13 protein-coding genes are annotated in these 23004 nt (G+C 39.6%); all 13 read right to left on the reverse strand.

Annotated elements, in window-relative coordinates; all coding sequences use genetic code 11:
- Positions 1–29 precede the first annotated feature (29 nt).
- Positions 30–1769 carry a DUF3466 family protein gene (locus AAGD16_RS08130; RefSeq protein ID WP_350644714.1) on the reverse strand — a complete coding sequence of 580 codons (1740 nt, stop codon included), beginning with the start codon at positions 1767–1769 and terminating at the stop codon, positions 30–32.
- 11 nt (positions 1770–1780) lie between these two features.
- Positions 1781–3694 (reverse strand): ABC transporter ATP-binding protein, encoded by a 1914-nt coding sequence (locus AAGD16_RS08135; protein WP_138765217.1) that lies wholly within the window; start codon positions 3692–3694, stop codon positions 1781–1783.
- Positions 3695–3709: 15 nt separating this feature from the next.
- Positions 3710–3949, reverse strand: a complete 240-nt coding sequence (locus tag AAGD16_RS08140; protein ID WP_036954640.1) for a glutaredoxin family protein — start codon at positions 3947–3949, stop codon at positions 3710–3712.
- On the reverse strand, positions 3942–6059 hold the full coding sequence (rlmKL, locus tag AAGD16_RS08145; RefSeq protein WP_377111183.1) for a bifunctional 23S rRNA (guanine(2069)-N(7))-methyltransferase RlmK/23S rRNA (guanine(2445)-N(2))-methyltransferase RlmL: 2118 nt from the start codon (positions 6057–6059) through the stop codon (positions 3942–3944). Before rlmKL ends, AAGD16_RS08140 begins: the two co-directional genes overlap by 8 nt.
- Before the next feature lie 90 nt (positions 6060–6149).
- Positions 6150–6680: a cell division protein ZapC gene (locus AAGD16_RS08150; RefSeq protein WP_036954637.1), complete on the reverse strand. Its 531-nt coding sequence runs from the start codon at positions 6678–6680 to the stop codon at positions 6150–6152.
- 131 nt (positions 6681–6811) lie between these two features.
- A complete protein-coding gene (gene pyrD / locus AAGD16_RS08155) occupies positions 6812–7822 on the reverse strand; it encodes a quinone-dependent dihydroorotate dehydrogenase (RefSeq protein WP_024603052.1) in 1011 nt (336 codons plus the stop codon).
- A gap of 106 nt (positions 7823–7928) precedes the next feature.
- Entirely contained in the window at positions 7929–12770 is a 4842-nt protein-coding gene (locus AAGD16_RS08160) for an NAD-glutamate dehydrogenase (RefSeq protein ID WP_036954632.1), read from the reverse strand.
- A 210-nt stretch (positions 12771–12980) separates the two neighbouring features.
- Positions 12981–15302, reverse strand: a complete 2322-nt coding sequence (locus tag AAGD16_RS08165) for an RND family transporter (RefSeq protein ID WP_377111186.1) — start codon at positions 15300–15302, stop codon at positions 12981–12983.
- Positions 15302–16297, reverse strand: a complete 996-nt coding sequence (locus AAGD16_RS08170) for a WD40/YVTN/BNR-like repeat-containing protein (RefSeq protein WP_377111188.1) — start codon at positions 16295–16297, stop codon at positions 15302–15304. The genes AAGD16_RS08165 and AAGD16_RS08170 overlap by 1 nt, the downstream gene beginning before the upstream one ends.
- A gap of 124 nt (positions 16298–16421) precedes the next feature.
- A complete protein-coding gene (locus AAGD16_RS08175; RefSeq protein ID WP_008112052.1) occupies positions 16422–17786 on the reverse strand; it encodes a DUF1329 domain-containing protein in 1365 nt (454 codons plus the stop codon).
- Between the two features lie 13 nt (positions 17787–17799).
- Positions 17800–19896: a DUF1302 domain-containing protein gene (locus AAGD16_RS08180; RefSeq protein WP_028835176.1), complete on the reverse strand. Its 2097-nt coding sequence runs from the start codon at positions 19894–19896 to the stop codon at positions 17800–17802.
- Between the two features lie 253 nt (positions 19897–20149).
- Complete coding sequence (locus AAGD16_RS08185; protein WP_016900377.1) at positions 20150–20371, reverse strand: DUF2835 family protein; 222 nt, start codon at positions 20369–20371, stop codon at positions 20150–20152.
- A 3-nt stretch (positions 20372–20374) separates the two neighbouring features.
- Positions 20375–22969: an aminopeptidase N gene (pepN, locus tag AAGD16_RS08190; protein WP_368484831.1), complete on the reverse strand. Its 2595-nt coding sequence runs from the start codon at positions 22967–22969 to the stop codon at positions 20375–20377.
- Positions 22970–23004: the final 35 nt, after the last annotated feature.

A 23004-nucleotide genomic window follows, 5' to 3' on the forward strand; every position in this document is an offset into this window, starting at 1 on the left:
AGTCGTTCTGTTTAACGATTTAAGCTCATTTAAAATCTAAATACACGTCTTAAACCAACAAGTGGTAGTAATAATAAACCAAGCCAAGAAAAGCTCGCAGAACTGCGTTCGTAAAATTCAGCATCTGGGGCTTTACAATTCTCAACTTCACCATTAGGGATAGGCGAAAGTTTTACCGCAACGGCTACACTTTCATATTCAATATTACCATTTACATCGGTAACAACTCCGCCCAATGAATTTCGTTTTTCAACTGTTTTAGTCGCAACACCAAATACTTCGTTGTTTTCATTAATCGATTTAGCTTCTACCATTTTATAGCTGAAACTGGTTTCACCATCACTGTCATAACAAGGCAGCAATTTATTTAGGTTAGTGATCTTGTCATCGCCAATTTTATAAATGAAGGCTTCTGAACGGCGGGTGTTCTCAGATTCACCAATTTCACCTTCACCAACAATGTAACCTTGATTATTAATGTCATTTGCATATGAGCTTGAGCTTATAAAGTAATCTTCAGGAAACACGGTCGTGTTTGTATTTATATCATGGTAAAAAAGTTTATTTCTTAGCGTGCCTTCTATTCGCTTGGTCGCATAACCTACAACAATATCGTTATCGTTGATAGCAAATGCTTTACCACTTTGCCAGTCATCTCTTTGTTCAATAAAATCAACCACTTCACCATCTTTAAAGTAAACTGGCATCGTTAAAATTGTGGAATCTCTATCAAAGTAACGGGTATTAGAAAAACCGGCCGCAACGCCATTTTTATTAACCGCTAATGCATTACTAATAAATGGGTTACTGTCTTCATCTTCTTTTGGTGTCAGCGCTAAACCTAAAAATTCTGTTGAGGTTACATTATAGGCACTATCTAATGTCCACTTAACCGCTGTTTTATTAAATAAACCACGTGTGTTACGACTATTAATTGATTCAATACACGTCATTACAGGTTCATCAAGACCATCACAATTATCAGCAATTAAGGTTTGTCTCTCTGTAGGGATACTCACTGATACATTACCAACAACAACGTAACCCGTGTCAGTGGCAACAATATCAGACGCTTTACTCGTCCCACCATGTTCAGTAAATTCTGGAACAAGCGGCACTTCTACACCGCCTTCAGAAATTAAAATACCACGTTCTATAAACTCTCGGGTAAACCAAGTTTCTTCTTCAGTTTCACCATCTGGTGTAAAAGTGATTTTATCAAACGGTGCACTGCCCCAACCTACGGTCGTACCGTCCTGTGCAACAGCATTATAAAAATTGCTGGTCGATCGCGTTAACCCATCATAATCAACCGAAGCCACATCAAACAAAGATTGCTCTGTAATTACACCACTATTGTAATTTGTAGCAACAATTGAGCTAATTTTTTGATATTCAAAGTTAGCAGATAAGTTTGACAAAAAACGAACCATAAAAGTATGCGCATCAGCATTGGTATAAATAGCGTCGTTGTTTTCGATGTCATCAAGTGTAAACGTAATTTCTTTGTCACTTAGTTCAAATGAATTTACTTCATTAGTATAAGCGTTCTTAATTAAACTATCGGTAAAATCAATATAACTAATATCAATTGGGATATTGTATAAGCCATTAGCAAGCCCAATGACATGTCCGTTTTCACTCACATCGGTAACATAAGTATGTTTTGCGTTTTCAAAGTTACCTAACTCCGTTAACGCATAGGTAGCACTTAATGCCGATGTACTCAGTGTTGCTAAAACACTGGCCGCGAGTAATTTATATTTCATTTTATTCCTTACTACTGATTCTTTAATTCTTCAAGTTCTTCCCAACGCTCAAAAGCGGCTTCAAGGTCAGACTCGAGTTGGGCTAAATGGTTCAATTCCTTAGCTGTTACATCACTGTCTTGCTTGAAAAAGTCTTCGTGACTTACTCGTTCTTGTTGTTTTTCAAGCTCAGCTTCAAGTTGTTCCATTTTATTAGGTAGTTGCTCTAGTTCAAGTTTTAATTTGTAAGAGAGTTTATTTGCTTTGTTATTGCTTTTAACGGGTGCCGGCTCTGGTTTTTCAACCTTTTTCACTGGCTGCTGTTGCTGCTTCTTTTCTTGCTCTGCTAAATAGTTGGTATAGGCTTCATAATCGCTGTAGCCGCCAACGATATCTGTTACCTTACCATTACCTTCAAAGGCCCATACACTTGAACACGTATTATCAATAAACTCACGGTCATGGCTAACAATCAGCACAGTACCTTGGTATTGATTGATGATATCTTCTAGTAACTCTAACGTTTCTATGTCTAAGTCGTTGGTAGGCTCATCAAGAACCAATATATTTGATGGCTTTAAGAATAACTTAGCCAGAAGTAATCTATTTTTTTCACCACCTGAGAGCGCTTTTACGGGGGTACGAGCACGTGCTGGTGGAAACAAAAAGTCTTGTAAATAACCTAATACATGACGAGAGCGCCCGCCCATCATGACCTCTTGCTTACCCTCAGCCACATTATCTTGAACGGTCGCTTCTTCATCGAGCTTTTCACGATATTGATCAAAATAAGCAAATTCTAAATTAACACCTTGCTTTATTTCGCCACTGTCAGCTTTTAAATCACCAAATAGTAATTTTAATAGTGTTGTTTTACCAATGCCATTAGGGCCGACTAATCCAATACGGTCACCACGCATAACCAAAGTAGAAAAGTCATCAGCAATGATTTTATCTTTAAATGCATGGTGTAAGTGTTTCGCTTCAAACACTAATTTACCTGAACGATCTGCCGTTTCAATATTGAAATCGGTTTTGCCTACTTGATCAACACGCTTTTTACGCTCATTACGTAATTGTTTAAGCTCACGAACACGCCCTTCATTACGCGTACGACGCGCTTTAACACCTTGGCGGATCCACGCTTCTTCTTCCGCTAAACGCTTATCGAACAATGCATTTTGCGTTTCTTCCACTTTTAAATCATGCGCTTTTTGTTCTAAGTAAGTGGCATAATCACCTGGATAAGAAATTAGTTTACCGCGATCTAAATCTAAAATACGTGTTGCAACGGCGCGAATAAAAGCACGGTCATGCGATATAAATACAATCCCGCCTTTAAACTCTTTTAAAAATTGCTCTAACCACATTACACTTGTCATATCTAAGTGGTTGGTAGGCTCATCGAGTAATAATAAATCAGGCTCGCTCACTAGCGCACGCGCAAGTGCAACTTTACGTAACCAACCACCAGAAAGTGATTCTAGTTTTGCATCGGGGGTTAATTCTAGTTGGGTTAAAACCAGTTGAATACGGCTATCAAAACGCCAGCCATCAGCTGCTTCTAACTTATTTGATAAGCGCTCTAATTTATTGAGTAACTGATCAGTACAATCTGTTTGCAATTGTGTACTTACATGATGAAAATCAATCAGTAAGTTAGCAATTTCCGGCATACCTTGGGCAACATAATCAAATACAGTACCGCTTGCCCCTTTAGGCGGATCTTGTTCTAAACGCGATATTTTTAAACTACCGACTTGGTTTATTTCGCCGTCATCTAGTATTACTTGGCCATCTAATACTTTTAGAAGCGTTGATTTACCCGCACCGTTACGCCCTACAATACATACACGTTCACCGCTTTCTATAACCGCATCGGCATTATCTAATAATGGGTGCGTACCGTAGGCTAATTGTGCTTTTGAAATTCTAATTAAATCCATAATTAATCTTTACTCTTATTCTGCTTGCGCTAAAAACTGCTGCGCCTGAGGTGCAGTAAACGGCCAAAACAATTGCTGGCCTTGTTGATTTTTTAAAACCGGAATACTGATTTGATACTCTAAAATTAATGAGTTATCGCTCATAATATCAATAAGTTGTAATTCATCAGCTGATGAAAGTAACGGTTTTAACAGTTGCTCAGCTTGCTCACACAAGTGGCAACCGTCTGTGTGATATAAAACCCACTTAGCCATGTTTAATTAACCAGCTATTATGAATTTTTTTATTACGTTTAAAATCGGGAGATAAGGTTTTTTCTGAAATATTTTCCGCTTTTAAGCCTAAGCCCATTAACCCTACTTCGTCCATCACAAAGCCGCGTTTATTGTTAGAAAATATAAGCGTACCCGATGGGCTCAATATTTTTTTAACCCAAGTTAACAGCTTAATGTGATCATTTTGTACATCAAACGCATCTTTCATTCGCTTAGAGTTAGAAAATGTTGGAGGGTCTAAAAAGATCAAGTCGTATTGGCCTTGTGCATGCTCTAACCATTTTAAACAGTCTGCTTGCTCAAACCGATAACGCGTATTGCTAATATCGTTAAGCGCAAAGTTATCTTGCCCCCATTTTAGGTAGGTTTTAGATAAATCAACGGTAGTAATCGCTTTTGCACCGCCTAATGCAGCATGAACCGACGCTGTTCCCGTGTAGGCAAACAGATTTAAAAAGCGCTTATCTTTTGCATTTTCTTGAATGTAACGACGCGCAAGACGGTGATCTAAAAATAGTCCGGTGTCTAAGTAATCAAATAAGTTAACTTTAAACTTAGCACCAAACTCCTCTACCACCATGGTTCTGTTTTGCTTAGCCATCGGGGTATATTGTTCTTCACCTTTTTGCTTTTTACGTACTTTTACCGCAATGTTTTCAGGTGCAATATCCAGTTGTTGCGCTGTTAAGCTAATAACATCTTGCAAGCGTTTTTCTGAGGTTTTTTCATCAATTTCTTTTGGTGCTGCGTATTCAAAAATAACCGCTGAATCACCATAAATATCAACCGCAACGTTATATTCAGGAATATCTGCATCATACACGCGATAGGCGTGTACTTGATTTTGCTTAAGCCAATTTTTTAAGCCTTGCTTATTCTTTTTCAAGCGATTAGCAAAAGCCATTGAGCCTTCAAAGTTTAAAGCCGGTTTATCATCCGTGGTAAGACTCACTTGCTTGTCATCAAGTTGATACAAGTTTAATTCAACATCAAGTGGGCCATTTTTAAATTTATAACGTTTTTGCTTAACCAATTTAAGCAGTTTAAACAAGCTTTCATCCATGCCTAATAAAGCTAGTTTCCAGTGGTTGAAGTGTTTTTTAAAGCCAACACCTAAACTGCGATGTAAGTTAACCAGCTCAGCCATAGAGCCAATTCGCTCACCATAAGGTAAATTAGAAATAACAACACCCGGCAATTTAGCAACCGCAGTCAATTTAGTTGCATCGCTTTGTTTAAACTTAATTACCGTATCAAGTTCTGCGCGCTGCGCATTGGCAATGGCTTTATCAAGGACATTTGCGTCGTAATCATGGCCAATCAACCACAATTTAGGGTCGGTAATATTTGCTAAAAGCTGCTCTTTTAGTTCTTTAAATTTTGCCACTCTAAAGCTAGGTAAACGTTCAAACGCAAAGCCTTCACGAAATAGACCTGGCGCTTCATTACGCGCCATTCCAGCGGCTTCAATTAAAATAGTACCAGCACCACAACAGGGATCAAATAAAGGCTGGTTAACATTTTCAAGCCAGCCACTGCGTTTAATAATTGCTGCAGCTAAATGTTCTTTAATTGGTGCTTTACCTTGACCTTGACGGTAACCACGCTCTGATAAACGCGGGCCTGAATAATCAATATAAAGTGAAACACCATGGCGATTTAAACGTGCAACCACTCGTACATTCGCATCTTGCTTATCAACATTTGGGCGCTGTTCATACAGATCATTAAAATAATCAACAATCGCATCTTTAATCACTAACCCTGAAAACTGGGTATTTTTAAGCGAGTCGTTTGTGCCATTAAAGTCAACAGCAAAGGTTTGCGTAGGCCCAAACCACTCTTGCCAAGGTTGTAAGCGTGCAAATTTATACAAGCTGTCTTTGTCATTTACGCCTTCTTTTTCTTCAATAAGCATAAGTACACGCGTAGCAAAGCGTGTTGATAAACACACCTTTTGCGCTAGCAATGAGTCAGACTCAAAGCGAACAGAACCCACAGTTTGTTTTGACACCGTAGCGCCAAGCTCTGTAAGTTCATCAACCAATAAATTTTCGATTCCGATAGAAGTAAGTGCGATAAATTGCAAAGTAAAAACCCTTAATAGCTAATTGCGCGGGATTATAACATAGGTTTGCGTACAAATACGCCATAAACACGGTGGGAAAACTAAATTAGATTAAGCGGTTTGACTATCGTACTGTGAGATAATAAGCGGGTGAACACGGTTGTTTAATACGCGGATCACTTCAAACTGTGAGAGTGATAAATTATCGTCAAGCGCAAAGGTTTCGCTTAAATTAATACACACAGAAGCATCAGGGCAATGCTCCACAATTAAAAACTCGCCAGTTTGAGATTCAGAGCTCAAGTTGATAACGGCTTCAGTACTAGGTGTTGTACCCGTGTAAGTTTTAAAAAACCAACTTTTAGCTAAAACGGGCTTTAATTGAAACTTAACCGCGGTGGCATTGAGCGCTATTTGACATAATTGCGCAGGATTCCATAAGTTAAACTGCTCGAGGTAATAATATACCTGCTCATAAAAAGCGGCGTCTTCTAAACTAAAGTAAGGGTTTTTAAAGGTGCAATCTGTTAATTGCCTTAGTTTATAAGGGGTGCATAGTTGCATATCGTCATTTAAATCAAGCAGTAAGCGGTTTTTTTCAGCACACGCTATCCACTGCCATTGCTTTGACGCTTGTAACATTTGCTCCTCCCTACTTAGTACTTAAAAAAATAAAATAAGACAATAAGCTTAGAGTATAGCTGCTTTTGACCATTTTTAAAACGTCTTTTTAGAACATTTATCGAACGATCAAAAGCTTACATAACTGATCCTTATAAGTCGTTAATGATCGACTTGACCAATTGTGGTCCTTTATAAATAAATCCAGTGTAAACTTGAATCAAATCAGCCCCTGCGTTCATCTTCTCTTTAGCCGATTGAACGTCATCAATACCGCCTACACCAATGATAGGTAATTGATTATTAGTTAAACGTTTTAGTTCAGAAACAATATGAGTTGAACGCTCTCTTACCGGAGCACCCGATAACCCCCCTGCTTCATCAGCATACTGCTGACCTTGCACTAGGCTACGCTCAAGGGTTGTATTTGTGGCAATCACACCATCAATTTTATTCGTTAATAGTGATTCGCTCACTTGTTCAATTTGAATAGGATCTAAGTCTGGCGCAATTTTAACCAGCATAGGTACATTTTTATTATGCTTGGCAATTAAATCTAACTGTTCATTTTTTAAACTTTGCAATAGGTCATCTAATGCTGCGCCATATTGTAAGTCACGCAGTCCTGGTGTGTTAGGTGATGAAATATTGACGGTTATGTAAGATGCATACTCAAACACTTTTCGCATACAGTGAATGTAATCATCTTTGCCTTGTTCATTCGGCGTATCTTTATTTTTACCAATATTAATACCTAAAATGCCATCATACTTTGCTGCTTTTACGTTATTTACTAGATTATCAACGCCTTTATTATTAAAGCCCATGCGATTAATAATTGCATTCGACTGTGGCAATCTAAACATACGAGGCTTATCGTTACCTGCTTGTGGACGCGGTGTTACTGTGCCTACTTCGACAAAACCAAACCCCATTTGGGCAAATGCATCAATACACTCGGCATTTTTATCAAGACCAGCGGCAAGCCCTACGGGATTTTTAAATTCGAGGCCTAAAAAGTTCACAGGCTTATTTGCCACGCTTTGTGACCACGCGGCACTTAACGGTGTATTAGCAAAGCGACGTAAGTTATTAAGAGCAAAATCATGGGCCCACTCCGCATCACGGGTAAACATAAAACGGCGAGCTAAATCGTAAAACATGAATATAATCCTCTTAAAGTTGTAGACAAAAAAATACCTCAGACAAGGCTGAGGTATTATATAACAAAAAACTGTTTAACGATTAATTTTAATCAGTTGCAGTTTATTACTTTGCAGAGGTATCACAGTTGTGGCCTAGTAACATAAGCTCTCTAAGTGCAACTGAGAATTTTGCAAAGTCATGACTTTGCGATGTTTTAAATTCAGTTAGCATTTGTTTCCAGCGCTGTAACAACAGATCTTGGCTATCCATCCACTGTTCAATTTGGCCATCAACATCACTACTATCACCTTCAAAGCTGTTTAACACTACTTCAGATAATGTACGTTGTTGCCAATCTAACTCTTCACGATATGAAGCACGCGCAAGTGCTTGCCAATGGTTTGAAACAGGTTGATTAGTAATTTGGTCTAAGAACCAATGTAGCCCCATTTGCGCACCAAGTTTGAAGTAAGTGTGCGATACCATATCGATTTTACGATTAGAGTTTTGCGCAATTTGTGTCAAGTCCATTACAGAGAACAAGCTTGATAACGATACAATACGCTGAGCAATCTCAACCGGAACACCGCTTTGCGTTAGCTCTTCACGTGCACTTTCTATACGATCGCTTTCTGCTTTAACAATGTATTTATTTAAGTTTTCACTTAAATCGGCAAATGTTGGTGCAAATGCTTCAATTGATTGCTCAATTGTTTGTGCTTTCGTACGGTGACGTAAGAACCAACGAGTTGCACGACGAACAGTACGACGTAACTGGTACAACATTTCTGTTTGTACGTTAGACGGTATCTTGTTATCTAAGTCACTAATTGATAACCAAGTGTCACGCATTTGGAATATTTCACTTGCGATTGAATAACATAATGCAATCTCAGCTTCGTTTGCACCTGTTTCTTCATTCATACGCACCATAAAGTTTAAGCCCATATCGTTAACAATATTATTTGCTAACTTAGTGGCAATGATCTCTTTGCGTAGTGGGTGATTATTCATAGCATCGTTAAACTTCTCACGTAATGGACGTGGGAATGATTTAACCAATAACTGACGATAGTAAGGGTTTTCGGTAATTTCGTCGGTTACTAATGACTCTTTAAGAACCATTTTCGCATAAGAGACCAACACTGAAAGCTCAGGACGTGTTAAATCTCTGCCTGCGGCAGCACGCTCTGCTAACTCCTCATCCGTCGGAATAAACTCAATCGCACGGTCTAACTTGCCCTCTTTTTCAAGCGCATGAATAAAACGAATTTTTTCTTTAAGCGTTGAGGTCCCTTTCGATTGGGTAATCGATAAAGTGTGTGTTTGACGATAACAGTCTTTAAGCACTAATTCAGATACTTCGTCGGTCATTGAGTAAAGTAACTCATCACGTTGCTTACGTGTTAAATCACCTTCGGCAACTAAACCATTAAGTAAGATTTTAATGTTTACTTCGTTATCTGAACACGCAACACCGCCTACGTTATCGATAAAATCAGTATTTACACGGCCACCTTTAGCAGCAAATTCAATACGACCTAACTGGGTTGCCCCTAAGTTACCGCCTTCGCCAAAGACTTTAGCGCCAAGGTCTTTACCATTAATGCGTAGTGCATCGTTTGCACGGTCCCCTACATCCGCATCTGTTTCTTTAGAGTGCTTAATGTATGTACCAATACCGCCATTCCACAATAAATCGAACTCCATCATAAGTGAGGCTTTGATCAATTCATTAGGCGTCATGCTGGCTTTTTTAGTGCCCAACATTTTTTTCATTTCTGGGCTTAGCGTAATCGACTTGGCTGCACGAGAGAACACACCACCGCCGCTTGAAATTAACTCTTTGTTGTAATCTTCCCATGATGAACGTGGCAAATTAAATAAACGCTCGCGCTCTGGGTAAGAAGCAGCTGCATCAGGGTTTGGATCCACAAAAATATGTAAGTGGTTAAACGCCACTTGCAAACGAATGTGCTTTGATAACAACATACCATTACCAAATACATCACCGGCCATGTCACCAATGGCAACGGCAGTAAAGTCTGTGGTTTGACAGTTAATATCCATTTCACGGAAATGACGCTTAACAGACTCCCATGCACCACGCGCAGTAATACCCATTTTCTTATGGTCGTAACCTACTGAACCACCTGATGCAAACGCATCACCCAGCCAGAAGTTATATTCGATTGCGATACCGTTCGCGATATCAGAGAAAGTCGCAGTTCCTTTGTCCGCTGCAACCACTAGGTACGCATCGTCTTCATCATGACGAGTAACATCAACAGCAGGTACAACTTCGCCGCGCTCAATATTATCTGTGATATCTAATAAGCCACGAATGAAGATTTTGTAACATTCTTGGCCTTCTTTGATAAACGCTTCGCGCTCACTAGGTAGTTGTTTACATACAAAGCCGCCTTTTGAACCAACCGGTACAATTACGGTATTTTTAACCTGCTGCGCTTTTACCAAGCCCAAAACTTCAGTACGGAAGTCTTCACGACGGTCTGACCAACGAAGGCCGCCACGCGCAACTTTACCAAAGCGTAAATGCACACCTTCAACACGCGGCGAGTAAACGAAAATCTCAAACGCAGGAACAGGCAGTGGTACTTCTGGAATTAAACTTGGTTGAATTTTAAGTGAAATGTATGACTTAAACTTACCTTCAGCATCTTTTTGGAAATAGTTTGTACGCAGCGTTGCAACAATCATATCAACGTATAAACGGATAATACGGTCATCATCAAGATTCGCTACGTTTTCTAACTCTGCATAAATTTCTAAGCCTAGTTTTTCAAGTGTTTTAGCACTTGCAGGACTTTTAACTGAGAATTTTTTTGCAAATAAATTAACGATTTTAGCCGCGATGTGTGGGTAATTAGCAAAGGTGCTTTCGATGTACGTTTGCGAGAAAGTAACCCCAATTTGGCGCATGTATTTAGCGTACGCACGTAAAATTGATGCTTCGCGACCGGTTAACCCACCCATTAACACTAAACGGTTAAAACCATCGTTTTCTAAACGATTTGCCCACACACTGGTTAGTGCGGCACGAAAACGTGCGGAAATTTTATCAAAATCGGCCATCCCTTTGCTATCAATCAGCATTGAGAAGTCCATGATCCAATTAATGCCACCATCACTGGTTTTAACTGAGTAAGGTGTTTCACCTACAACACGTAAACCAAAGTTTTCCAGCATTGGCATCACATCTGATAAGTGAATTGGCTCATCTTTGTGGAATAAGCTTAAACGAACAATATTGCTGCTCGCCTCTTCTTGTGGACGATAAAACAACATCTCAAGTTTGTTGTCATCGTTTAGCATTTCTAGCTTTTCAATATCAACAACAGCGGCACTTGGTAATACTTCTTCTTTATATGAACGTGCAAAAGCGTTGCAGTATTTACGGTTTAATTCGTTACCACGTGCTTCACCAGCAGATTCGAGTAAGGCTGATTGGAGTTTATCTTCCCAGGTACGAGCGGCTTCTATTAGATTATTTTCTATGTCTTTCACGTTATATTCAATATTGTTATCGGTCACACGAACGGTGTAATGAGTACGCGCCAGTGTTGACTCTGAGAAATAGGTAGTAAATTCGACTTTAACGTCAGAATTAAATGCATTCGCTAAAATAGCCTGCGTTTCGCGGCGCAGCGCCGTGTTATAACGTTCACGTGGTACATACACCATACAAGATAGGAAGCGACCGTATGCATCTTTGCGAACAAATAAACGACACATATCGCGTTCTTGAATTTGTAACACGCCCATAGCAACTTCAAGTAGCTCATGTTCGCGAGCTTGCACTAATTCGTCACGTGGGTAGGTTTCTAAGATGTTTAATACCGCTTTGTATGCATGTGTACCCTTAGCAAAATCACACATATCCATAATGCGATTAATCTTGCTTTTAAGAACCGGGACATCAGCAGCACTGTTGTTATAAAAGTTAGATGAGAATAAACCTATAAAACGGTCTTCACCAATCACATTACCTTTGTCATCAAAACGCTTAACACCCACATAATCAATATAGGCTGGGCGATGAACTCGAGATAATGAATTGGTTTTTGTTAAAATTAATAAGTTACTACTACGTGCTTCTTGACGAGCCACTTCAGGTAACTCAGAAAGCAAACGTGTATGCTCAGCATCTGAGTTTTTCATTAACCCTAAGCTGGTATCCATTTTACCTTTTAATTGATAATCACCTTGGACTGGCGAGAGCTCATATTGGCGGTAACCCATTAATGTAAAGTTGTCTTTTACTAGCCAATCTAAGAACTCAACGGTTTCATTTATTTCGTTATCATTTTTATCTTTGTGGCTTTTAGGTAAGCTTTTGCTAACTGCGATTAGTTTTTCGCGAATAGGCTGCCAATCTTCAACCGCAACCGATACATCAACGAGTACAGATTCAAGTTCTTTTTTGAAAGACTCAATAACAGTAGCATCTGTTTGACGGTCAATTTCTATGAAGAATACTGTTTTTGTTGATGTTGATTCTTGCTCTGCTTTTAAGCTTGATAACCCTGATATTTTATCGTTTTTATCACGTTGAATTTTCAGTGGGCTATGTAGAAGTAAGTGAGAGGCAATGTTTTCTCGTGTCATGGCCATACGCACAGAGTCAACTAAAAATGGCATATCTTTAGCAATGATCTCTACAATGGTATGCGATGACTGCCAGCCATCTTTTGCCACTTCAGGGTTGAAAACGCGAATAACTGCGTCATCTGATGTATTTTTTTCTAGCGAATTCCAAAGGCTAAGTGCAGCACCATATAAGTCACTGTCGTTGCGATTTGCCAAATCCTCTTTAGACATATTGCTGTACAAGGCTTTGGCGAATTTCTCAACGAGTAACACATTATCAGCGCGAACTTTTTTCTGGATAAGCTTACAGACGTTATCTAAAATAACCGAGGCTTGGCCTTCATTTCGTGTCATTGTATGTTCCTTAATCTATCACTGCTAGTTTAGCAGAGTATTTGTACAGCCATTTATTAGCGTGGAGTCAGTTAAATTCTAACCCTTTTGAAACTAATAAACAGCCTTTTCGATGAAAACATTTTAAGCATTTCAGCTATTTGGTCATCTATTCACAAAATATAGATATAAATGGCCATTACTGGCCATTTTGGAGCAAATTTATTCACCTTATTTTTTCTGGTCAGTCCAGAGCAAGCTGCCAATTGCAGGTAAAAGTAACACTGCGCCCAACATATTTACTAAAAACATGAAGGTAAGCAGAATTCCCATATCAACTTGGAACTTCAAATCAGAAAAAATCCACGTACTTACACCAATCGCTAATGTAATACCGGTAAATAACACCGCACTACCACGTTCAACTAATGCATTACGATAAGCAATACTCAATGGTACGTTTTGTTTTAACTGCCCCATCATCGATGACAAAATATAAATACCGTAATCAACACCAATACCTACACCCAGAGCAATCACTGGTAACGTTGAAACAGTCAGACCAATCTCAAGCTGTACCATCAGTGCTTGTGCAAGGGTTGATACTATGTACAAGGGTAATACCACCGCAACTGTTGCTTTTACACTCTTAAAACTAAGTAAGCATAAAATAATAACCGCACCGTATACATACAACATCATAGGTATTTGCGCTGCTGAAACAGACTCATTTGTTGCTGCCATAACACCAACTGGCCCTGATGCCAATTTAAAGGCAAGTTTATCTGTACCCTCTTCATCGGCAAATTGTTTTACTTTTGCAATCACGTTATCAATTGTTTGTGCTTTGTGATCGTCTAAAAATATAATCACCGGCATTACCGAACAATCACCGTTTAATAACCCTGTACTGGTTTCTACACGTGACGTTGATTGCACTAAGCTGGCAGAATTGCGCGGCAAACTTTGCCACTTTAAATTGCCCTCGTTGTAACCGGCATTGACTGATTGTGCCACTGAACTCAGGCTCACCGCTGACTGCACGCCCGCTAAGTTTTCAACTTTATATTGAAAACGCGATATACGTTCCATTACATCGTGCTCTGTACAGGCCGCAGGGTATGCTTCCACAATCACTTTTAAAATGTCAGACGAAATGGTGTATTTGTCCGATATTAAAAAGGTATCTTGGTTATAACGTGCATCTTGGTGCAACGATGGCGCACCCGCGTGTAAATCACCGATTCGCATTTTATCCGCTTGCCAATAACCTAATGCAAATAAAACCAAGGTAAAACCTATGATCATTTTTGCTGTTTTAGGGTCGGTAGCTTTAACTAATAAATCGCGCATTGCATCGAGTATATTAGGTTTGTTGGCATCACCCGATTGAATATGGATGCTGTTTTCAAAACGCATATACGATGCCCATACAGGCAATAAAATAAGGTTAGTAAATATAATAACAGCCACCCCTAAACTTGCTGTAATAGCCAGTTCACGAATGATGCCGATATCTATGGTTAAAAGTGTTAAAAAGCCAACCGTATCTGATAACAACGCAATCCCACCTGGTACCAGCAAAGCTCTAAAGCTAGATTGACAACACACGGCGGTCGATTTGCCCTCAGTGACTTTTTTACCAATGGCGTTGATCATCTGCACACCGTGGCTTACACCAATTGCAAAGACTAAAAAGGGAACTAAAATTGACATAGGATCAAGGCCAAAGCCTAAACTAGACAATAAGCCTAACTGCCAAATAACGGCAATAATAGAACACACAATTGGTAAAATAGTGAGTTTCAAGCTGCCACAAAATAGCCATACCATGACGAATGTAAACGCAATCGCGATGGCAAAAAATAAAACAACCCCTTTTGCACCTTCAGCGATATCGCCAGCCATTTTTGCAAAACCGATAATATGAATACTGATATTATCAGTACTTAAAGGTTCACGAATTTCGGTTTCTAATTTTTTTGCAAACGCAAGGGTGTCTAATTTTTCTTGTGTTTGCGGATCAGTCTCTAACAGTTGGGCGGTGACCATGGCACACGAATAATCGCTTGCTATCATACGACCAACTACTTTTGCCTTTTCAATATTTTCTTTTACAACGCCTAACCCTTGCTTGTCTGCTTTAAAGTTAGCTGGAATGATAGGGCCACCGGCAAAACCGTCTTCAACGACTTCAACAAAACGGGCACTGGGTGAAAAGATAGAATTTACTAAAGGACGATTTACCCCAGGAATAAAATAAAGCTGATCGTGCACTGCTTTTAATTGGGTAAAAAATTCAGGATTGAAAATATCTCCGCTGTCGTCACATACAGAAATTAAAATACTATTTGCACCACCGAACTGTTTCTCATGTTTAGTGTATACCTTCATGTATTCATGATTGAGCGGGATATTTTTATTAAATGACGCATCAAGTTGAATCTGTGTTGCTTTAAAAACCAACAAACAGGTAATTAGCACAAAACTTATGAGTACTACTGTGCGGTGCCTAAAAATCGCTTTTTCTAAGAAATCTAAAATTGCTTGCATTAAGGGGTCAACTCCTTCACTTTAATGCCATTTTCTGTCGCCATAATAAGTCTATCTTTAACAATTACACCATCAAGTATTGCTTTACCATCGGCCAATTGCTCGTATGACAGCTCATCATCTTTTAGATGAAAAATAACACCGCTATTAGCCAGTAATAGCCATTGTTTATTGTTGTAGTTGATAATGCTATTAATAGTGGCGGTTTTGTCATTTTCTAAATGCTGCCATTGTCCACTGTCGGTTTTATTTACGAAAATATTACCGCGTAGCCCCGCGACGATTTGTTGCGATGAATCAAAAGCAAAACCAAAAAACGAGCCAGGATAAATTTCATCTATCCGTTGCCATGTTTGGCCATCGTCATCACTTTTTGCCATTAAGCCCATCTCTCCCACTAGCATTAAACCCGTGCTAGTCGGTTCTATGCGGTTAAAATGTGGCAAAATAGACGAGGTTTCTATTTCATACCCTTCGGGATCGGTTTCTTTTAAATCGTTTAAGTACGCTCTATCTTCACTAAATAACAGTGAATCTAAAAACCGTTTTTGCCAATGTTCGCCGCCATCACTGGTTTGATAAAACATACCGTAGGCGCCCACGGCATAACCATGTAAATCGTCTTTAAAATAAATATCTAAACAGGGTTTATCAAGTGAGGGCTTTGCTTGTTGTAACTGCCAGTTTTCACCACCGTCGGTGGTATTTATAATTGTGGCGTCATGTCCACATGCCCAGCCGTGAGAATCATTAGTAAATTCAACCGCCGTTAGTAATACTTGTGTAGGCACTGATTGTGCTTGTTGCCAATTGTTACCATCAACACTTTTAATTACCGTACCGTGTTTACCCACAGCAATGAGCCCTGCTGAGGTTTGTGTGATATCGGTAAGGAGTGTTTTATCTGCATTAATCGCGCTAATCGCACTTAAAGGTGCGTCTTGTGCAAAACTCGCACCGCTTAGGATCAGGCTGGCATAAACCAAATACTTCATAAATTAAATTCGCCTTGAACTGAGGATTTGTTTGTCTGTTATAAAGAGGAAAACCTGTGCGTTAATAGACAAACGCGATGTGAAAGAAAAAAGGCACCTAGGAAACTAGGTGCCTGCTTTTATACTATCTGCCAGCGCGACGTAAAGCGCTCGATGTGAACTCATTATCATTAAATGACTGAGAAAAATCATACATCTTTTCTTGGTTATCTAAACCAATGGCTAAGTAGCGACGTGAGTTAAGGTCGTGGTAAACCTCAAGCGTACTCCACTGAGTCGGTACTTCGTAGTAGTTAAGGCCATAAGCCATTGCTACACGATACAGTTGGTCGCGATTATCGTAGATATCGGTAACATGTACTTGCCAGCTGTCTTCATCAATGTAGAACACACGTTTTTTATAAATATGGCGCGTGTCATCTTTTAAGTTTGCTTCAACAACCCACACACGGTGTTTTTCATAACGTGTATGCTCTGGGTTGATGTGGCCCGGCTTTAAAATATCATCATAGGTTAGCTTATCACTATGAAGCTTGTAGCTATTGTATGGGATGTAAAGCTCTTGCTTGCCTTTTAGCGTCCAGTTATAACGATTTGGTGAGCCGTTAAACATGTCAAAATCATCGGTAGTACGTAAGCTATCTGCTGCTGTACCCGGAGCATCATACGCTACATTAGGTGCACGACGAACACGACGCTGACCTGAATTATACGTCCACGCTTGACGTGGTGTTAATATTTGATCCATGGTTTCATGTACTAACAATGCCGTACCTGCCAAACGTGCTGGCTCTGTCACTTGCTGTTTAAACTTAAACAAAATATTAGAGTCTTGTAGTTCAGCCGGCGTTGCACTTGGATCAGAATATTTAACTAATAGCTGCTCATCAAAGCCAACATAGTTGTACGACCCCGATGCTGTTGGCGCTGCTTGACCACCAAAGCGCTCAATTGATTGACCACGATAGCGAAGTAAATGGTTCCAAATTGCTTCTAAACCTGTTTTAGGAATTGGAAATGGAATACCAATTGCTGTGTTCTTAATCCCGTTACCACCTTCAACTAATTCAGCTGTAGTAGCAAATTTCTTTGTCGCATCGTATACAAACTGTGGGTATGACGCTGAACGACGTGTTTTGTAAATAGGCATTTTAAACGTATCTGGGTACGCTTCAAATAATGCTATTTGCCCTGGGCTTAAATTTTCTTTGTACTTATCAATATTGCTTTTATCTATAGTAAACAATACTTCATCAGTTGCGTAAGGGTCTAAGTGGTGCATACCCGGCTCATAACCTGCTGGTGCAGCAGTAATACCGCCGTTCCAAGCTGGGATTGAACCATCTGCATTAGCTGCTTTTTCTGCCCCAATTGGGCTTAGGTCTTTACCTAGACGCGCAGCTTCTTCTGGACTAATTTTAGCCAGTGCTGTGTGACTTGCAAACAAACTACAAAACGCTGTAGCAATGAGGGTAGGTTTTTTAATCATAATAATGTTACCCCTAGATAGAATATTTTAAGTTAAAAGAAACGTAATCTCGGTCAGAGAAAGTGTTGGTGTCGCCACCACCCCAAAATGAGTTGTAACTTACATCTAAAGACCATGCATTTTGGTAATTAAAGCTCATAGTAGCACCTAGTGACTTACGATCTTCAATGAACAAGAACATTGGATCAGGCGTATTACCATTAACATCATGCGAGAACACAAAACGGGGTGAGAAGTTAATACCATTGTAAATATTAAAGTAATCACCTTTGGCAATTAAGCGATAACCCCAAGACGACGCCGTAGCAAACGATTTTTGCTCAGGACCATTTGATAAAGCCATATGCAATGCAGAATAGTCTGAACTACCTGGGCCTTGCATAATACCGCTTCGACCAGTACCAGAAACATTTAAACGCATTTCATCGTATTCAGGCATATTGTTGATGCGAACACCACCAATTTCACCGACAACTGCCCAGCTATCAGCACCTAATGAAGGGCCGAATAAATGCGTTGCCGTAAACTGTAGCTGTGAAGTATTACGTTCAATGTAACCTTTAGCCAGCTCGCCTGGACCTACAACACTTGCAGCATCACCTTTACTCATTTGCGAAATACCCGCAAATTCAGGGCGTAAGCCGGCAATCGCTAATTGCTCAGGCATAGCTGCATAAAGTAATTCTACGTCATCGATTTGCAGTGGTTCGTCTTCACGGAAAGTGAATTCACCTGCAAACGCGGTTTCACCCAGCGAGGTATTAAAACTCAAACCATATAGTTTAATATCTTCAGGGTATTCGTTTGTCGCTTTAGCAAATGCTTTTAAGTCAGAGACGTTATCAGAGGTAATTTCAGTGGTGGCAATCATGGCTAAATCTTGTTGCAATGATGCTTGCGTGAAATTAGATACGCGGCCCGAAATAAGTGGACGGCGGCTGTGATAATTTACATGGTAAAGTGCCACTTCTGTATCGTTCCACTCTGGCAAAAACATACCTAAGCGCAGACCATATTGACCGCCATCATCAGGCTCTGTTTTTCCATCATAGCCTTTACCTTTAAGGGCAACCTTAGTCGGGTACGCTAAGTACATATTGGCCAGTAATTGTTGTCCAGCTGCACTTGATGGATCAATACCTTGGCTCGCAGCCACTTGGCCATAAGTTGCCATCAGGTTATTCAAGTTATCTGTTAAAAACGCTAAGTCAATATCAGGGTTTGAGGTGAAACCAAGCTGTACATTTTGTTGATAACCGTTTTCAGCCGCAAAATCATTGGTAGAAAAATAAGTCCCTGCTGCAGGTAAACGCGTTTCATGCCATTGATACTGATAAAAGCCCTCTAAGGTCATGTTTTCTGTAAGCCCTAATGAGGCCCACAACATACCAACCGGAATAAACGCTTCTTTTAGTTCAGCACCTGGTGCTTTTAATCGGTCAATATCAACCGGATTTACGTTAATACCATGAGAGATTAATGTACTTTCCCCCCAGTTAACCACTTGTTGACCAACTCGAATAGAAAGCGGGTTTTTGCCTTCATTTAAATCAAAGTTTGCCCACACATACGCATCAAGTAAACGAATGTCAGCACAGCTTTGCTCTTTAGTATCATCATCATCACACGGATCTACACCCTGACCAGATGTTGGATTAACGTAGGCACGATCGCCGTCCATTAATTCAAAATCATAAAAATACATAAAACGAGTAAATAAGCCGTAGTTATCTTTACTTATTGATAGGTCATGCGTGCCTTTTAATAGCTTTGAAAAAGTTTCGCCGCTATCAAAGTTTAAATCGCCTGCATCACCATTATTTGAGTAAGAGCCCGGTTGAGCCCAGACATCTTGAGATGAATAAATTGTATTGATTGCTGGGTTATAACCTGTCCAATCAAATGATGGGTTATTACTTTTACCAATGAGGTTAAAGTCACGGTCTTCTACGCGAATACTTTGCCCATAAGAAAAAGTAGAGTCGAAAGCGATATCAAAACCGCCTACCTCAAATGTTGCAGCCTGTGTCTGTGCTGCTGATAAACCGATAGCCGCAGCTGTTAAGCCGAGTACTATTTTATTTTTAACAAAAAGCGATCTTCTTATCATTTTGGTTCCCCCCTGTCGCGGGTATTTTTTGTGTGATCAAGTTATTGTTTTTAGTGTAATCGTAACGATAGAAGCGAATTAAACAAATTACAAATGGTCGCCTTCAATCAGTTATAAGTTTTTTATTTGTTTAACGTTTACGTATTGGTAAGACGTCATACCAGATAATTTATACACGTAAATTAACAATAGAACAAATCGAAATTAACAAAAAGGCAATATTTGTGTATATCTATATCACAAAAAACAACAGCTAGGCTACTCGTTCGAGACGGATGAACTTGTTTTCATTACTTAAAATAAGTCTAAACCGACCACGAATACCTAAACTAGACATGAAGGGCCGAAGATAATGCGCAGCAAAACGAATTGTTTTGCCGCTATCAGCTGTTACTTGAATTGAGCTATACCGGCCATGGTAATAATCCATACACTCGTTATAGCTCAAATTTATATAAAAATAATGTTCTATCATGATTTATTGTAAAGCTTTTTCAACCTTTTCAAATAAATCATCGCTTAAACCTTCTAAATTCGAAAGGCGCTCTAATTGCGCTTTCATTGCACTGGCACGGGTTTCATCATAGCGGCGCCATGACATAAACGGCGTTAACATACGTGATGCATTTTGCGGGTTAATCGCATTAAGCTTAATTAATAAATCGCCAAGTAATGTATAACCTTGACCATCTAAGCGATGAAATTGTGCGGTATTAAAGTGCGAAAAACTCCCCACTAATGCACGAACTCGATTCGGATTTGAAAAATCAAAACATGGATGTGTATACAAGGCCTTAATTTTCTCAATGGCATCATCAGCGCTATTCATTGCTTGTAAAGCAAACCATTTATCCATTACTAGCACATCATGGCGCCATTGGCTGTCAAAATGCGCAAGTAATTGATTTGATAATGGGTGCGCAGCTTTAACTACACTGCTCAAAGCGCCAAGCACATTAGTCATATTTGTTGATGCTGCTGCCTGCTCAATTAAGCTTGCCGCCTTAGCACTATCTGTTTTTGCTAAATAGTGCAAGCAAAGTTGTTTTAAAGCGCGAATAGCCACCGCTTTGGCACTCACACTACCATCATCGGTGATTGCCTGATAACAACTTAAAAACTCAGTATGTAGTTGTTTGGCAATTTGTTGTTCGAATAGCTCAATATTGGCAATAATGTCATCAACCGGAATAACGTCAAACTCCGCAGCTAAAGTATCAAAACTAGGCAGTTTTAAGAGTTCAGCAATCAGCGCTAAATCACCCTCTCGTTGCGATATTAGCACCCTAAGTGCATCAATAACGGCATCGCTTAGTGGTGCATTACTAGCTGAAATAACGTTTGCCTTGAGTGCATTAATAAACAATTGTTGTTGTGCATCCCAGCGTGAAAAGTCACTGCGTGCAAAACGCATAATATGTAATAAATCAGCTTCAGTGATCTGTTGATTCAAAATACACGGTGCTGAAAAATCTTCTAGCAATACGGCGGTTGGACTGTGTTCAATATTATCAAAATGAAATGTTTGTTTAGCTTGAGTAACATTTAATACGCTATCAACCTTTTTACCTTGGTATTGCAATGCAATACCTTGGCCTTGCTGATCTAAAAGTTCAATCGCAAAAGGAATATGTAACATCGCATTATCAGGCTGATTCAGGGGCGCAAGTTGCTCTATAGTGAGCGTGAAGATTTGTGCACTTTCATCATACGCTTTGGTAACGTTTAAACGTGGTGTCCCACACTGATTATACCAACGCTTAAATTGTGATAAATCAATTGATGATGCATCACTCATTGCCGCAACAAAATCATCGCAGGTAACCGCTTGGCCATCATGACGCTGAAAATACAGTGTCATGCCTTTTTGAAAATTTTCCTCACCCAACAATGTATGCATCATACGAATAACTTCAGCCCCTTTGTCATACACTGTAACGGTGTAAAAGTTATTCATTTCGATGACTTTTTCTGGGCGTATTGGGTGTGCCATTGGGCCGGCATCTTCGCTAAATTGATGAGTGCGCATCACTTTTACCGCGTCAATTCTATTTAGCGCACGAGAGCCTAAATCACTGCTAAACTCTTGATCTCTAAATACCGTTAAACCTTCTTTTAAAGACAGCTGAAACCAATCACGACAAGTTACACGATTTCCGGTCCAGTTATGAAAGTACTCGTGGCCAACAATAGACTCAATGGTGTGGTAATCTTTATCGGTTGCCGTTTCTTGATTTGCCAGCACGCATTTGCTGTTGAAAATGTTTAACCCTTTATTTTCCATTGCTCCCATATTGAAGAAATCAACGGCAACAATCATATAAATATCAAGGTCATACTCTAAATTAAAACGTGACTCATCCCAAGCCATCGCTTTTTTAAGCGACGTCATAGCATGCTCTGTTTTAGGTAAGTTTCCTTTATCGACAAATAACGCTAGGGTGACATCCTTACCATTGCGGGTAGTGTATTTATCGTGTAAAACATCAAAGTCCCCTGCCACTAGAGCAAACAAATAACTCGGCTTTTTGAACGGATCTTGCCATTTTACAAAATGGCGTCCATCTTGCGTTTCACCACTGTCCACTTGGTTACCATTAGAGAGCAAATGCGGAAATGCCGTATCGGCAATAATAGTGACATCAAAAGTTGAAAGTACATCAGGACGATCCATGTAGTAGGTTATTTTTCTAAACCCTTGCGCTTCACATTGAGTACAATAAGCGCCTCCCGATAAGTACAATCCCTCAAGTGATGTGTTTGTTTGCGGTGAAGTTTGCGTCACTATGCTTAACTGACATTCATCAGGCAGATTATTAATGATTAATTGCTGATTTATAATTTTATAATCTGTGAGCTCTGCACCGTCAATCGATAAAGAGATCAAAGTTAAGTCAATGCCATCTAATACCAGGGGGGCATTTGAATCACCCACGCGTTTAAGCGTTAATAAAGCATTTACTTGAGTCGTTAATGGCTGTAAGTCGAAAGTTAGCTCAGTATGCTCGATTGAAAAATCGGGGGCTTTATAGTCTTTTAAATATTCTGCTTGAGGTTTTTGTAGTTCAGTCATGATCACTCCAAAAAAAATAGCCCCTTTTAGTGATA

Origin of the sequence: Pseudoalteromonas sp. M58 (assembly GCF_042604605.1) — a bacterium.
In the GTDB taxonomy this organism is placed as follows: domain Bacteria; phylum Pseudomonadota; class Gammaproteobacteria; order Enterobacterales; family Alteromonadaceae; genus Pseudoalteromonas; species Pseudoalteromonas tetraodonis.

What these genes read in the sequence shown, in the direction of transcription:
- AAGD16_RS08175 (WP_008112052.1), bottom strand. Translation starts at nt 17,786, where the DNA reads ATGATTAAAAAACCTACCCTCATTGCTACAGCGTTTTGTAGTTTGTTT.
- AAGD16_RS08185 (WP_016900377.1), bottom strand. Translation starts at nt 20,371, where the DNA reads ATGATAGAACATTATTTTTATATAAATTTGAGCTATAACGAGTGTATG.
- AAGD16_RS08165 (WP_377111186.1), bottom strand. Translation starts at nt 15,302, where the DNA reads ATGCAAGCAATTTTAGATTTCTTAGAAAAAGCGATTTTTAGGCACCGC.
- AAGD16_RS08150 (WP_036954637.1), bottom strand. Translation starts at nt 6,680, where the DNA reads ATGTTACAAGCGTCAAAGCAATGGCAGTGGATAGCGTGTGCTGAAAAA.
- AAGD16_RS08160 (WP_036954632.1), bottom strand. Translation starts at nt 12,770, where the DNA reads ATGACACGAAATGAAGGCCAAGCCTCGGTTATTTTAGATAACGTCTGT.
- AAGD16_RS08130 (WP_350644714.1), bottom strand. Translation starts at nt 1,769, where the DNA reads ATGAAATATAAATTACTCGCGGCCAGTGTTTTAGCAACACTGAGTACA.
- AAGD16_RS08180 (WP_028835176.1), bottom strand. Translation starts at nt 19,896, where the DNA reads ATGATAAGAAGATCGCTTTTTGTTAAAAATAAAATAGTACTCGGCTTA.
- AAGD16_RS08170 (WP_377111188.1), bottom strand. Translation starts at nt 16,297, where the DNA reads ATGAAGTATTTGGTTTATGCCAGCCTGATCCTAAGCGGTGCGAGTTTT.
- pepN (WP_368484831.1), bottom strand. Translation starts at nt 22,969, where the DNA reads ATGACTGAACTACAAAAACCTCAAGCAGAATATTTAAAAGACTATAAA.
- AAGD16_RS08140 (WP_036954640.1), bottom strand. Translation starts at nt 3,949, where the DNA reads ATGGCTAAGTGGGTTTTATATCACACAGACGGTTGCCACTTGTGTGAG.
- pyrD (WP_024603052.1), bottom strand. Translation starts at nt 7,822, where the DNA reads ATGTTTTACGATTTAGCTCGCCGTTTTATGTTTACCCGTGATGCGGAG.
- AAGD16_RS08135 (WP_138765217.1), bottom strand. Translation starts at nt 3,694, where the DNA reads ATGGATTTAATTAGAATTTCAAAAGCACAATTAGCCTACGGTACGCAC.